Genomic DNA, 14,232 nt, shown 5'->3' on the forward strand with positions numbered 1-14,232 from the left:
GTCGCCTTCCGGGCAAAATTCTGGAACATCGGCGCCGAGGGTCAATTGCTGGCCGGCGCGGTGGCCAGCTGCTTTGTCGGCGCCATCCCGATGCCGGGACCGCTCGCCATGGTGTTGATGGCGGTCGCAGGCGCTGCGGCCGGGGCCGCGGTCGCGCTGGTGCCGGCGACCCTCAGGGTAAAATTCAAGGTCGACGATGTCGTCAGTTCGCTGCTGCTCAACTCGGTCATCTACTACGCGCTGATGGCGCTGATCGAAGGACCGTGGAAGGACTCCTTCAGCGGCTATCCGATCTCGCCGCCGATAGAGGATTCGGCCAATTTCCCTGTGCTGATCGAAGGTACAAGGCTGCATCTCGGCGTTATCGTGGCGCTGCTGGCGGCACCGCTGATCTGGTTCCTGATCGTGCGCACCACGCTCGGCTTCAGGATAAGGGTCACCGGCGAAAACCCGGAAGCGGCCAGATATGGCGGCATCCATGTCGAGCGCGTGCTGATCTCGACAGCGCTGCTGTCCGGCGCGCTGGCCGGACTGGCCGGCGTCGGCGAGGTCGGCGGCGTGCATTTCCAGGTGATGAGCGACATCTCGCCGGGCTACGGCTATTCCGGCATCGTCGTTGCCATGCTGGCGCGGCTCAACCCGCTTGGCGTCGTGCCGGCGGCGATCTTCCTTGCCGCCGTGATGACCGGCGCCGAGGCGATGTCGCGGGCGACCGGCGTGCCGGCCTTCCTCAGCGATGTCATCCAGGGCACTGCACTGCTCGCCATGCTGGTGGCGCTGCTGTTCACCGCCTATCGCATCCGCCGCGTCGGGGTTGCCCGATGAGCGCGGTGTTCGAACAGATCTTCCAGGTCGGTTTTCTGGCCGCGATCATTCGTATCGCCACGCCGCTGGCTTTTGCAACGCTGGGCGAAATGTTCTCGGAACGGGCCGGCGTGCTCAATCTCGGCATCGAAGGCATCATGCTTTTGTCGGCGATGACAGGCTTCACCGCTGCCAGCCTCAGCGGCAGCCTGTGGCTCGGCGTGCTGGCGGCGGTGCTGACCGGCATGCTGATGGGTGCGCTGCATGCGTTGTTCACGGTGGTGCTCGGCCTCAGCCAGCATGTCTGCGGCATCGGCGTGACGCTGTTCTCGTCGGGCCTTGCCTATTTCCTCTACCGGCTGATCTTCGGCCAGCAGTCTGTGCCGCCCAACATCAATGGTTTTCAGACGCTGCCGATCCCCCTCCTCTCCGACATTCCGGTGCTCGGGCCGGCGGTGTTCAACCAGTTCGCGCTGGTCTACATGGCGATCCTGGCCATTCCGTTGGCCGCTTTCATACTCTACCGCACGCCATGGGGCCTGTCGGTGCGCATGGTCGGTGAAAATCCGCGTGCCGCGGATTCGGCCGGTGTCAGCGTCATCGCCACACGCTTCCAGGCGGTTGTCCTCGGCGGCGCGCTGATGGGGCTGGCCGGCGCCTTCCTGTCGATGGCGCAGTTCAACGCCTTCACCTTCGGCGTCGTCTCCGGGCGCGGCTGGGTGGCGATCGCGCTGGTCGTCTTCGGCCGCTGGGATCCATGGCGCTCGGCGGGTGCGGCACTTCTGTTCGCCTTCGTCGATGCCTTGCAGCTGCGCATGCAGGCGAGCGGGCTCGGACACATCCCCTACGAGGCGTTCCTGATGCTGCCGTTCATCTTCACCATCGTCGCCATGGCTGTGATGTCGCGCAACGCGGTGGCGCCGTCGGCGCTGCTCAAGCCATTTCGCAGGGAGGAGCGTTAGCAAGCAGGGCTTGGTGCCATTTCCTCTCCCTCCGGAGGGGGGAGAGGTGGCGCTGCGAAGCCGCGACGGAGTGGGGGAACCACCCGGCAACCGTCGCGACGGACATTGGAAGGCCACTAGGCGCAAGAATCTTCCTGCACCGCGCCCAAGGGTCGCCCCCACTCCGTCGACCCCCACTCCGTCGAGCTGCGCTCGACACCTCTCACCCGATCGACGGGGGAGAGGAAGGGCGCCAGGCGTCGCCTCACATCGCGGTAAAACCGTTGTCGACGAACAGATGCGTGCCGTTGACGAAGCTCGACTCGTCGCTGGCCAGGTAAAGCGCCGCCCTCGCCACCTCTTCCGGCTCGCCGATGCGGCCCTGCTGCGCGGCCAGCGCTGCGTCCGAGACATCGACGCCGAGCCTGCCGAGGTCGGCAACCTCGCGCAGGCCGTGCGGCGTGCGGATGAAGCCCGGGCAGACGGCGTTGCAGCGGATGTTGCGGTCGCGGAACTCGACGGCGATGGCGCGGGCGAACATGTGGCAAGCGCCCTTGGTGGTGTCGTAGAGCACTTCGTTGGGAGTAGCCGCCACCGCCGAGATCGACGAGGTGCAGACGATCGAGCCGCCGCCCGCCGCAATCATGCCGGGCAAAACGGCGCGCGTCATCAGGAACATCGAGCGCACATTGACGGCATGCAGCCAATCCCATTCCTGCACCGTGGTCTCCAGGAAGGGCTTTATCACGATGGTGCCGGCGTGGTTGAACAGCACGGTGATGGGCCCGAGTTTTTCGATAGCACCCTTCACGGCGGCTTCGACCTGTGCCTCGTCGGAGACGTCGGCGACAAAATGCTCGGCGACATGGCCGCGTGCCCTGATTGTCGCTGCGGTTGCGGCGGCCGCCTCGCCGTTGCGGTCGATGATCGCCACCTTGGCGCCTTCGGCGGCGAACAACTCCGAGGCTGCTCCACCCATTCCCGTCGCGCCGCCCGAAATGATGGCGACCTTGCCGGCCAGTCTTGTGCCCATTTTTTTTGCCCCTTATGTGACGATTTCGCTTTGCTGGTTGGGTGATGCTACCGCGCCGGCGCCGGGCGGCCAATCCACGAATTGAGTGCCGCGAGGGCAAGGCCATAGGTCCATTCGGACGCAGACCCGAAAACGGACGCGCCATACGGATCGGCCGCCCGAGTGCCCCTGTAAGCAAGTGGCTACCAACTTCCCGTCACCTAAGAGAAAATTATTCTAGATTTGACCGAAAAATAGCAATCGACAAAGTCTACAAGTTTTATAGATTAACAGACGAGACGGAGGTCGATATGTCCTATATCCAGAACGCCCAGACGGATCGCAGTGGTCAGCGGGCGGCCAATGCCCAGACCTTCCGCCCGGCCTATGCCGGGGCTTTCGCCTATCTCGTCTTTGCCCTTGCGTTCGTGTTCACCGGGGCCGTTGTTCTGGGTCTTATTCCCTGAGTCGTCAGATCGACCGGGGTTAGCTGCCCCACCACTTACAGGCAATTGGAGTTGAATGAACCGAATCCTCGGCGTGCTTTCGCGCGCCCGACACCACGGAGGACATGGCAATGCCGATCGAGTTCACGCATATTCCCGGCAAGACCGCCGATGCCGCGGTTCCCTTTTTCTACGACTTTGCCGAGACCGCGACCAAGCTCGGGCTGATCGAGGACGGCGGCTTCCGCAAGATCGTCGTCGACGATTCGGCCGGACTGCTGACCAACATGGATCTTGCGGCCCAGGTGCTCGATCGCACCTCGTCGCTGGAAGTCGTGCTCACCCATTGGGCGGGCGTGGTCGAACCGACTGTGGCGGCCCGACAACTGGCGTCGATCGACAGGCAAAGCGGCGGACGCCTGGCGCTGAGAATGATCAGCGAGCCGCTGAGCGATGCCGACGCCGAAACACGGCCGGTCGGGCACACCGTCATCTGGCAGCGAATAGACGAATATCTGGTGCTGCTGAAGCGGCTGTGGTCGAACGACCGGCCCTTCGACCACGAAGGAACGTTCTACAGCATCAAGGGCGGCTACGTGCCGCGCAAGGGACCGCACGGCGCCGACCTGGTCATCCGCATGGGCGGGCAGTCCGGAACGGCGCTCAAGGTGGCCGGCCGGCATGCCGATGTCTTTGAACTGGCGCCGGGCTCGATCGACGAGATCCGGCAATTGATGGAGCGGGTGCGTCGCTCCGCCGCCGAACATGGCCGGGCCGGCAAGCTGCGCTTCGCGCTTCCGGTCGGGATTCACCAGGGTGCTTCCGCCTCCGGCCACAAGGCGGTCGATGTTGCCGGGCCGCCAGCCCAGGCCGCCCTGTCGCTGCTTGCCTATGCAGCCCTCGGGATCGATGAATTCATGATTGTCGGCGTCGACACGCCACGCGAGATCGCAACGCTCGGCCGGGAAACGATCGCCCTGCTGCGCAATTCGCTGGCGCGTCGCGAACACGAGGCATTCCAGCCTGGAGCATATGCGTCTCGTGCAGGATTGGAGACGCGCGCAACGGGCTGAAGTCCTTCAGCCTTTTGTTGCCTCGGGCCTGTCGCCAAGCCGCGACAGGCCTTCAATGACAGCGCCCGAATCCGCCAGCGCGCCGAAGACGCCATCTTCGACCGTCACCATATGAAGCGCGGCCTCGTGGGCTTGTTTGTCGCCGCTGGCGCAGGCGTCGGAAATCGTCAGGCATTGAAACTTGCGGTCGCAGGCTTCGCGCAGCGTGGTGTGGACGCAGACATCCGTCGTGCATCCGGAAAACATGAGATGCGTGATGCCTTGCGCGCGGAGCACAAGCTCGAAATCCGTATAGGTGAAGGCGCTGTTGCAGGTCTTGTCGACGATGATGTCGTGCGGTGCCACGTCGATCTCCGGAACGATCTGGAACCCCGTGCCCGAGCGCAGCAGGATATCGGTGCCGTCGAGACCGGAGCGCTTGCGGCGCCATTTTTCGTAAGGCGTCATATCGGCCATGTCGGCCCTATAGCCCTGCCTGGTATGGATGACCCTGACGCCGGCCCTGCGCGCGGCCGCGATCAGCCGGCTCACCGTCGGCAGGATCGCCCTCAGAGGCGACGGGTCATAGCCCTGCCTGGCGAAGTAGCCCGTCGTCGACAGGAAATCCTGCTGCAGGTCGATGACGATCAGCGCGGTGTTTTCGGCCACCAGCCTGCCGTCAAAGGGAAAGTCGAAGGGCGTTGCCTTGATCATCCGGGGGCTCCCTGCTTGGCCGCTACCATAGTGGATCAACGCGATGACACCAGATGCTGGGCGTCGTGCAGGCGTCGATAGATGCCGCCGGCACGGATCAGTTCGCTGTGCGACCCCTGCTCGACGACGCCCGACTCCGAGACGACGACGATGCGGTCGGCGCCGCGGATCGTTGCCAGCCGGTGTGCGATGACCAGCGTGGTTCGGCCCTCGGCAAGTTCGGCCAGCGACTTCTGGATTTCGCGCTCGGTCTCGGTGTCGAGCGCCGACGTCGCCTCGTCGAGGATCAGGATCGGCGGGTTCTTCAAGAACATACGGGCAATCGCCAGCCGCTGCTTCTGGCCGCCGGACAGTTTTACGCCGCGCTCGCCGATGATCGTATCATAACCGGCCGGCAGGCCTGATATCATGCCGTCGAGCTGCGCCCGCCGCGCGGCATCGGCGATGGCGTCGTCGGAGGCGCCGAGACGGCCATAGGCAATGTTTTCGCGGATCGAGCCGCCGAACAGGAAGACATCCTGCTGGACAATGCCGATCTGGCCGCGCAGCGAAGCGAGCGTCATGTCCCTGATATCGATGCCGTCGATGCTGAGCCGCCCGGCGCTGACTTCGTAGAACCGCGGCAGCAGCGAGCATATGGTGGTCTTGCCGGCACCTGACGGCCCGACGAAGGCGATGGTTTCGCCGGCGCGGATGGTGAGATCGATATCCCTGAGCACCGGCTTGCCGTCGCCATAGCCGAAGCTCACACCGCGATATTCGATGGAGCCCTTGAGGCCGCTGGCGGTAACGGCACTGGGCCGGTCGGCGATGTCGGGTTCGGTGTCGAGCAACTCTGTGTAGCGGCGGAAGCCGGCAATGCCTTTTGGATAGGTCTCGATCACCGAATTGATCTTCTCGATCGGCCGCACGAAGACGCCGACCAAAAGCAGGAAGCCGACGAAGCCGCCATTGCTCAGGCCTCCCGTAATGACGAGGTAGCTGCCGGCAATCATGACCACGAGCTGGATCAGCCTTATGCCCATGTAGTTCAGCGAATTGCTGGCCGACATGATGCGGTAGGCGTCGAGCTTGGTCTGGCGGTAGCGCTGGTTGTCATGTGCGAACAGCGTGCGCTCATGCTCCTCGTTGGCGAAGGCCTGGACGACGCGCATGCCGCCGACATTCTCCTCGATGCGGACGTTGAAATCGCCGACACGCCGGTAGAGCGCCTGCCAGTTGCGCTCCATGCGGTCGCCGTAGCGCATCGTCACCCAGGCGATCAGAGGCACGATCACCGCCGTGATCAGCGCCAGATGCATGTTGACCGTGAACATCAGCACGAAGGCGCCGGCGAACGTCATGATGGCGATGAACAGGTCCTCGGGGCCATGATGCGCGATCTCGCCGATCTCCTCGAGATCCTTGGTGACGCGACCGACGAGATGGCCGGTCTTGTGGTTGTCGTAGAAGCGGAACGACAGTTTCTGCAGATGATCGAAGCTCTTGCGCCGCATCTCGGTCTCGATGTTGATGCCAAGCATGTGGCCCCAATAGGTGACGACCGCCATCAGCACCGTGTTGAGCAGATAGATTACCAGCAGCCCGGCCGAGGCGATGATGATCAGCGTCCAGTCCTGCCGTGGCAGGAGCTGGTCGACGAAGGTGCGGACCGCCATGGGAAAGCCAAGTTCGAGCAGGCCGGCCAGCACCGCGCAGGAGAAGTCGAGCGCGAACAGCCCCTTCCAGGGCGCGTAATAGGACAGGAAACGTCTGATCATCGAGGTGAACCGCAAGCTGTCTTGATGGACGCGGCGAGGGCACCGGCCGCCATCGATGGGCGCTGCTTACAATCGGCAGGGCAGGGCCGGCAATATGCCAGGGCCGACTTCATTGCCTGCCTTTCCACATCAGCGCCATGAAATAGGGGCCGCCGACGAAGGCGGCGATGAGCCCGGCCGGCACCTGCCAGGGAAAGATCAGCGTCCGGCCGGCCCAGTCGGCGGCAACGAGGATCAGCCCGCCTGTCATGGCCGAGGCCAGAAGCTGCGGCACGGCACGGCGGAAGCCGAGCATGCGCGCGAGATGCGGCGCCATCAGGCCGACGAAGCTCAGCGGGCCGATGACCAATGTCGCGGTTGCGGTGGCCAGCGCGGTAAGTGCCAGCAGAATGGCGCGAACCCGTCCAAGCCGCAGGCCAAGGCCACGCGCGGCAGTTTCGCCGAGCGGCACTATATCGAGCCAGCGCGCCGTCAGCGGCGCCAGCGCGAGGACGGCGACCGCGACCGCAGCGGCAGTGAAGGCATCATTGGGCGTTGCGCGATAGGTCGATCCCGATAGCCAGGCGAGCAGGAAGCCCGTGCGCGGATCGCCGCTGGCCAGAAGCAGCGCGGCGAAGGCCGACGCGACCGTCGCCACGGCGACGCCGGCAAGCAGCAGCCGCGACGGCGACAGTGCATTGCGCCGCCCGACCAGCACGACGATCGTCAGCGCCAGCAAGGCGCCCGCGAGTGCGGCGCCGAGCATTGCCGCGCGGTCGAAGCCGTCGCTGAGCAACAGCAGCGCCAGCACGCCGAAAGAGGCGCCGCCGGAAATGCCGAGCACTTCGGGTGCTGCCATCGGGTTGCCGGTCATGCGCTGCATCAGCGTGCCGGCGACCGCGAGCAGGACGCCCGCCGACAGGGCTACGACGACGCGAGGCGCGCGCAGGGCAAGCAGCTCGGTCAAATCCTCGGATGCGATCCAGTGCCAACCGCCTGCGCCACGGCCAAAGCCCATTGCGACGACAACCGCGAGGATGAGCGCCAGCAGGCCGGCGATCAACGGCAGGCCGTTTGTCGGCAGGCGTACGGACGACATCATATCGGCCTGCCTTTCGGGGGTGGTTCGCATTCGCGGCAACAGGAACAGCAGCAGCGGCGCGCCGAGCAAAGCGGTCGCGGTGCCGGCGGGGATTTCGCCGGCGAACGGCAGATGCTGCACCAGGCGGTCGGTGAGCCAGAGCAGGGCGCCGCCGACCAGCGGCGACCAGACCAGGCGGCGGCCAAGCGTGCGCGCTCCGGCCAGCCGCGCCAGCGCCGGGGCAGCGAGCGCTACGAACCCGATGACGCCGACCTCGGCGACGACCAGCGCGCCAAGCGAGACGGCGACAGCCATGCCGGCAAGGCGGATGACGGCCGGGCGGGTGCCGAGCGATGCCGCGCCGTCGTCGCTGAGATCGAGCAGGCGTAGCGGTCGCCAGAGCAGGAACGCGGCGCAGATGCCGGCCAGCAGCCACGGCGCCAGAGCAACGACGGCCGCATCGCCATTCTGCACCAGCGAGCCGCTCTGCCAGATGAACAGCTCCTCGGTGTATTCGCGGTTGAGCGCCATCAGCAGCGCGCCGGCCGAACCGAAAGTGAGGCTGACGACGAGGCCGGCGATGATGATCGACACTGGCGAAAAGCTGCGCCCGCGCGCCAGTGCGAAAACGGCTGATGTGGCGAGAGCGCCGCCAGCCAGCGCCACCCCTTCACGGCCGCCTTCCAGCAGCCATGGTGCGTAGAGGGTGGCGGCCGCCAAAGCGAGGCTTGCTCCGGCATTGGTGCCGATCGTGGTCGGCTCGGCCAGCGGGTTGCGCAGCACATGCTGCATGACGACACCGGCGAGACCGAGCGCCGCGCCGGCCAGCACGCTGACGGCGACACGTGGCAGGAAAGCATAGCGATACAGCAACTGCACTGGATCGGATGTGTCGGGGGCGGTGAGCGCCTGCCACCACAGGTGCGCCGGCAGAAGGTGGATGAGATCGATGACGCTCAGCACCAGCGCCAGCCCCGCGGGCACGGCAACTAGCAGGATGAGCGCGCCGATGCCGTCGCGCTGTCGCGGCAGGGACATTGCCTGAGCGATCATGCTGCTGCCACGAATTCGGCGAAACGCGCGGCAGCAGTGAGACCGCCGAACGGCCAGACCGGCGGAATGGTCCGCACTTGGCCGTTCCGGACGCAGGGCAGGTTGGCCCAGAGCGAGTTGCGGGCGATCCTGATCCTGACGTGCGGCGGGATCGGATCGAGCGAGATCAGTTGCGCCTCGCCGACGGCGACCAGTTCCTCGATGCCGACCGTCGAAAAACCCCATTCATTGGTGGCGCCGGTCCAGGCATTGACGAGGCCGAGCCGGTCGAGGACGTCCTGCAGCAGGCTGCCGGCGCCGTAGACGCGGACATGGCGATCGTCGAACATGCTGACGACGCAGACCGGTTTTTGCACCGCCCGCTCCAGCCTGGCACGCGCTTGGGCGATCGAGGCTTCGATGCGCCCGACAAGGTTTTCTGCTTCCGTCCCACGGCCAAGCATGTTGCCAAGCTGCAGCGTCACCTGCTGCGCCTGCGCGTAAGGTGGAGCCTTGCCGCTGTAGAACGGCACATTGAAGGTCGGCGCCAATCTGGTGAAGCTGTTCTCGTCCAAGCCATAGCCATAGGCGCCGACGATCAGGTCGGGCCGCAATTCCCGAAGCAGTTCGAGATTGGGCTCGCTGCGCGACCCCAGGTCGATGGTGGCCTGCGGCAGCGCCGGGCCCTGGACCCAGTCGCCATAACCCCTGGTGTCGCCGACGGCGAGCGGCGACACGCCGAGCGAGACCACCATTTCGGCCGATGTCCATTCCAGGCAGACGACGCGGGCAGGTGCCGCGCGTGCCGTGCCGCCCGGCAAAGCGAGACCGGTCGCGGCGAGGCCGGCAAGATACTGGCGCCGTGTCAGCGCCGCCATTTTGGGCCGGCCCGCCACATTGCTTCTACCATGTGTATTTCACCGAACCGTTGATCCTGCGGCCCTCGCCGTAGAAGCAGCCGAAGCCCGAGGAGAAGCAGGAGGCGACGTAGCGTTTGTCGAACAGATTGCTGGCATTGAGGCTGAGCGTGGCGTTCTGCCAGGCGTAATGCACCGCCGCGTCGGCGAGCACGACCGACGGAACCTTGAAGCTGTTGGCGTCGTCGCCATAGGTCGAGCCGACATAGCGGACACCGGCGCCGAGGCCGAGACCTTCGAGCTTGCCGCCCATGAAGGTGTAATTGGCCCAAAGCGATGCGGAATGGGCCGGCACGCCGAAGGGCGTGTTGCCCTCGTTGCTGACCCAGACGCCGTTGACATCTTCGACAGCGGTCGCCCTGGTGATCTTCGTGTCGAGATAGGTGTAGGCCGCTCTCAGGTCGAAGCCGGAATCGAGGCTGGCAACGGCCTCGAATTCCACGCCGCGCGAACGGATCTCACCGGTCTGGAACAGATCGTTGGGCGAGCCCTCATTACCGGAACGCACGACATTCTGTCGGGTCAGGTCGAAAACCGATGCCGTAATGAAGGAGTTCCAGCCGGTCGGCTGGTATTTCAGCCCGATCTCGTATTGCCTGCTGGTCTCGGGCACGAACAGATTGCCGTCGCTGTCGGCGCCGGCCACGGGCTGGAACGATTCGGAGTAGCTGACATAGGGCGCAAGCCCGTTGTCTGCGAGATAGACCAGGCCGGCGCGGCTGGTGAAGGCGTTGTCCTTCTGCTCGGGAATGTAGCCGCCGGCCAGATTGTCGTAGACCTTGGCGTCCGACCAATCCTGGCGGCCGCCAAGGGTCAGCCGCCAGTTGCCGAACTTGACCTGGTCCTGGGCATAGAGACCGACCTGCTGCTGGGTGGTGTCGGTATCGGTGTAGGGCGTCAGATCGGTGATCGGGTACCCGTAAACCGGATCGAAGATGTTGAAACCGTCCTCGACGGTCCCTTCCGAGGCATAGTCGCGGTAAGTGTAGCGTTTGTAGTCGAGGCCGACGAGCAGCGTGTGGGCAAGCGGCCCGGTGTCGAAATCGGCTTGTGCCTGGTTGTCGATGGTGACGCCGCTGAGTTTGGTGCCGCCGGCATCTGCATAACGGTAGTAGTCGCCGCTTGAAGGTTCCAGGCCGTTCGAGTCCGTCAGTCCGCCACCAAAGACGCCCTCCTCGGTGTGGGTGAGGTGGACGTAGCGGGCATGCTGTCGCACCTGCCAGGTTTCGTTGAAACGGTGATCGAATTCGTAGCCGATCGAGGCCTGGTCGTTGTTGTAGGAGTCGAAGCCGGGTTCGCCGACGAACATGCTGTTCGGCAGGTACTTGCCGTCCTTGCCCGGTATGACCGTGCCGTAGGCAGGCAGGTACTGCATCGCCCATCCCGAGCGGTCGCGCTGATAGTTGGCGAGGATGGTCAGGCTGGTGTCGGCATCGGGCTGCCAGGTGATCGCCGGGGCGATGAAGATGCGGTCGTCCTTGACGAAATCGGTCTGCGTGTCGCCCATGTGAGCGGCACCGGTGAGGCGAAACAGCAGCGACTTGTCGGCGTTCACGGCACCGCTGAAATCGAACTTGCCTTCATAGCGATTGAAGCTGCCGCCACCGAGTTCGATCTCGCGCAGGTTTTCCTCGGTCGGCCGCTTGCTGACATAGTTGATGATGCCGCCGGGGCTAGCCTGGCCGTAGAGCACCGACGCTGGTCCGCGCAGCACCTCGTAGCGTTCCGCGCCATAGGAATCGAGTGCGGTGAACAGGATGAAATTGCTCTCCTTGAGCTGCAGCCCGTCCCTGTAGAAGACGCCGTTGGCGTTCGAAATGCCGCGCAACTGCAGGCCGAGGCCGCGATTGTCGGTGCCGTAGAGATCGCCGGTGGCGCCGGGCGTGTAGCGCAGAACGCCGCCGAGGTTGTCAATCGCCTGTGCTTCCATCTGGTCCTTGGTGATCACCGATATCGACTGGGGCGTCTCGATCAGCGGCGTGTCGGTCTTGGTGCCGGTGGAGCCCTTGGTGGCCACGTAGCCCTTGACCGGCCCGAAGGCGCTTTCGACACGTTCCTGGACGTTGATCGGGTCCAGGGTGGTGGTGACCGTCTCCTGGGCCAGGGCATGGCCGCAGCCAAGCAGGGCCGGCACCGACACCGCTGCGATCAGCAGGCGCTTCCGCGCCATCCGGTCCTGCCAAATCAGTCCACGTCCCGAGATCATCCTGCGCCCCCTTTTCCAAATTTCATGTCGATATTGCCGGTCGCGACGATTTGTTGATCGTTGCAGTCATCTTCAATGTTGACTAGTAAGGTCATGTTTCATAGTCAACCGGGCATGAGCCGTCGAAAGCCGGAATCTGGAAATGCGGGCGGCCGCACTGGAGAAAAGCCATGAGCATGGCTGGAATTGATGCCCAGACTGCCTTCCATATCGACGCGGTGCGCTTTGCCGTCGGCGAGCGGACGCTGCTCGGTCCGGTCTCGCTCGAACTGCAGCGCTCGCGCGTCTACGGGCTGATCGGCCACAATGGTTCGGGCAAGTCGACGCTGATCAAGCTCATGGCGCGCCAACAGCCGGCGAGTTCAGGCGCCATCACTTTCGCCAGGCGTCCGTTGCCGCAATGGGGCGCCCGCGAATTTGCCCGCGCGCTTGCCTATCTGCCGCAGACGACACCGGCGGCGACCGGCCTGACCGTGCGCGAACTGGCGACGTTGGGACGCTATCCCTGGCATGGCGCGCTTGGCCGCTTCCGCGCGCAGGACAGGCAGCATGTCGACGAGGCGCTGGCCCTGACCGACATGGACGGGTTCGCGGATCGGCTGGTGGACGAATTGTCGGGCGGCGAGCGCCAGCGCGCCTGGCTCGCCATGCTGGTGGCGCAGAACGCCGGCGTCATGCTGCTCGACGAGCCGATCTCGGCACTCGACATCGCCCATCAGGTCGAGGTGCTCGGGCTGGTCAAGGAACTCAGCCGCAAACGCGACCTCTGCGTCGTCGTCGTGCTGCACGATCCCAACATGGCGGCGCGCTACTGCGACGAACTGATCGCGCTCAAGGACGGCAAGCTGCTGACGCGCGGCACACCCGGCGAGATCATGCGCAGCGATGTTCTGAAAGGCATTTTCGGCGTGGAGATGGGCGTGTTCGCGCACCCCGTCACCGGCCAGCCCGTCGGCTATGTGCAGTGACGAGATCTGGTGCGGCGGCGGGAAATAGAAGGCGGCTGGCCGCTGTGAGAACAAGGAAGAAGCTGTTGTCGAGAACTGGTTTGTTGGCGGCGTTGGTCGCATCCGTCATCCTGTCGGCCGGCAGCGCGATGGCCCAGGAGCAACCGGCCGGTGCCGCGCCGGCGATTGATGCCCCCACCCCGGCTGCTCCCACGGCCCCAGCGCCGATTGCGCCGGCGCCCGCCGCACCGGCAGTCGCTCCGCCGGCCACGATGGCGCCTTCGCAGCCAGGCACCCAGCCGAACACAGCCGCGCCAGCCGAGGCCGGACCTTCGACGGCGATGGAATTGACCTTGCCGCATGACCTGTCGCCATGGGGCATGTTCATGGCGGCCGATATCGTCGTCAAGGCGGTGATGATCGGGCTGGCCTTTGCCTCCCTCGTCACCTGGACGATATGGCTGGCCAAGTCGCTGGAGCTTTTCGGCGGCAAGCTGCGCATCCGTCGCGCCGTGCGGGCGATCGGCGAGGCCGCCACGCTGAAGCAGGCCGGCAGTACCCTCGACCGCAGCGGCGGCCCGGGCGCGCTGCTGGTGCGGGCGGCCGAGGAGGAGACCGCACTCTCAGCCGGCGCCCTCGATCATGTCTCAGGCGATGGCCTCAAGGAACGGGTTACGTCGCGCCTGTCGCGCATCGAGGCGGCGGCGGCGCGGCGCATGTCACGCGGCACCGGCGTGCTGGCGACGATCGGCTCGACCGCGCCCTTCGTCGGCCTGTTCGGCACGGTCTGGGGCATCATGAACGCCTTCATCGGCATCTCGCAGGCGCAGACCACCAATCTCGCCGTGGTCGCGCCGGGCATCGCCGAAGCGCTGCTGGCCACCGCGATGGGCCTGGTCGCGGCCATACCGGCCGTCGTCATCTACAACGTCTTCGCCCGCTCGATAGCCGGCTATCGGCAGATCCTCGCCGATGCCTCGGCAGGGGTCGAACGACTGGTCAGCCGCGACCTCGACTTCCGCACCGTCGCGCCGGCCGCGCCACTGGCGGCGGAGTAGCGCCATGGGAAGCAGAATCCGACAGACCATGGATGACGATCTCGAGGAAAGCCACGAGATCAACGTCACCCCGTTCATCGATGTCATCCTGGTGTTGTTGATTATCTTCATGGTCGCGGCACCGCTGGCCACGGTGGATGTCAATGTCGACCTGCCGGGTTCGACCGCAACGCCCGCGCCGAGGCCCGAGACACCGCTGTTCCTGACGCTGAAGGACGATCTGACGCTGGCGATCGGCAATGACGGCGTGCCACGCCCGGCTTTCGCCGCGACGCTGGACGCC

The 14,232-nt window shown here is 65.3% G+C and carries 13 protein-coding genes; 7 read left to right on the forward strand and 6 right to left on the reverse strand.

The annotated features are described in order from the left end of the window. A partial coding sequence (locus ENZ74_RS06135) for an ABC transporter permease (RefSeq protein ID WP_164760957.1) occupies positions 1-825 on the forward strand: 825 nt, incomplete at its 5' end. Continuing rightward, positions 822-1,766, forward strand: coding sequence for an ABC transporter permease (locus ENZ74_RS06140; protein WP_063169487.1), 945 nt, complete (start codon positions 822-824; stop codon positions 1,764-1,766). The genes ENZ74_RS06135 and ENZ74_RS06140, both read left to right, overlap by 4 nt. A 244-nt stretch (positions 1,767-2,010) precedes the next feature. Here ENZ74_RS06140 and ENZ74_RS06145 read toward each other — a convergent pair whose 3' ends face one another. Then, complete coding sequence (locus ENZ74_RS06145; RefSeq protein ID WP_024504731.1) at positions 2,011-2,778, reverse strand: SDR family oxidoreductase; 768 nt, start codon at positions 2,776-2,778, stop codon at positions 2,011-2,013. Between the two features lie 290 nt (positions 2,779-3,068). Between ENZ74_RS06145 and ENZ74_RS06150 the strand changes: the two genes are divergently transcribed. Both ENZ74_RS06150 and ENZ74_RS06155 read left to right on the forward strand, forming a co-directional pair. Then, positions 3,069-3,224 (forward strand): hypothetical protein, encoded by a 156-nt coding sequence (locus ENZ74_RS06150; RefSeq protein WP_013528960.1) that lies wholly within the window; start codon positions 3,069-3,071, stop codon positions 3,222-3,224. 110 nt (positions 3,225-3,334) lie between these two features. Next, positions 3,335-4,276 carry an LLM class flavin-dependent oxidoreductase gene (locus ENZ74_RS06155; protein WP_013528961.1) on the forward strand — a complete coding sequence of 314 codons (942 nt, stop codon included), beginning with the start codon at positions 3,335-3,337 and terminating at the stop codon, positions 4,274-4,276. A 6-nt stretch (positions 4,277-4,282) separates the two neighbouring features. On the opposite strand, the gene ENZ74_RS06160 is transcribed toward ENZ74_RS06155, so the two are convergent. The 5 genes from ENZ74_RS06160 to ENZ74_RS06180 all read right to left on the reverse strand — a co-directional run bounded on the left by ENZ74_RS06160 (position 4,283) and on the right by ENZ74_RS06180 (position 11,908). Further along, the gene (locus ENZ74_RS06160) at positions 4,283-4,969 is read right to left on the reverse strand and encodes an isochorismatase family cysteine hydrolase (protein WP_063169486.1); all 687 of its coding nucleotides are present in this window, start codon (positions 4,967-4,969) and stop codon (positions 4,283-4,285) included. Positions 4,970-5,004: 35 nt separating this feature from the next. Beyond that, positions 5,005-6,729, reverse strand: coding sequence for an ABC transporter ATP-binding protein (locus ENZ74_RS06165; protein ID WP_127312696.1), 1,725 nt, complete (start codon positions 6,727-6,729; stop codon positions 5,005-5,007). A gap of 109 nt (positions 6,730-6,838) precedes the next feature. Beyond that, on the reverse strand, positions 6,839-8,842 hold the full coding sequence (gene fhuB / locus ENZ74_RS06170; protein WP_063169485.1) for a Fe(3+)-hydroxamate ABC transporter permease FhuB: 2,004 nt from the start codon (positions 8,840-8,842) through the stop codon (positions 6,839-6,841). Beyond that, a complete protein-coding gene (locus tag ENZ74_RS06175; protein ID WP_063169484.1) occupies positions 8,839-9,699 on the reverse strand; it encodes an ABC transporter substrate-binding protein in 861 nt (286 codons plus the stop codon). Before ENZ74_RS06175 ends, fhuB begins: the two co-directional genes overlap by 4 nt. A 25-nt stretch (positions 9,700-9,724) precedes the next feature. Beyond that, positions 9,725-11,908 (reverse strand): TonB-dependent siderophore receptor, encoded by a 2,184-nt coding sequence (locus ENZ74_RS06180; RefSeq protein WP_244514244.1) that lies wholly within the window; start codon positions 11,906-11,908, stop codon positions 9,725-9,727. Between the two features lie 212 nt (positions 11,909-12,120). Here ENZ74_RS06180 and ENZ74_RS06185 point away from each other — a divergent pair, with 212 nt between their 5' ends. The 3 genes from ENZ74_RS06185 to ENZ74_RS06195 all read left to right on the forward strand — a co-directional run. Next, on the forward strand, positions 12,121-12,912 hold the full coding sequence (locus ENZ74_RS06185; RefSeq protein ID WP_063170397.1) for an ATP-binding cassette domain-containing protein: 792 nt from the start codon (positions 12,121-12,123) through the stop codon (positions 12,910-12,912). A gap of 65 nt (positions 12,913-12,977) precedes the next feature. Then, positions 12,978-13,949 (forward strand): tonB-system energizer ExbB, encoded by a 972-nt coding sequence (exbB, locus tag ENZ74_RS06190; RefSeq protein WP_013528968.1) that lies wholly within the window; start codon positions 12,978-12,980, stop codon positions 13,947-13,949. A gap of 4 nt (positions 13,950-13,953) precedes the next feature. Beyond that, a partial coding sequence (locus ENZ74_RS06195) for a biopolymer transporter ExbD (RefSeq protein ID WP_206522259.1) occupies positions 13,954-14,232 on the forward strand: 279 nt, incomplete at its 3' end.

The sequence above is a fragment of the Mesorhizobium sp. M7A.F.Ca.CA.002.15.2.1 genome, assembly GCF_003998715.1.
Taxonomy (GTDB): Bacteria; Pseudomonadota; Alphaproteobacteria; order Rhizobiales; family Rhizobiaceae; genus Mesorhizobium; species Mesorhizobium ciceri.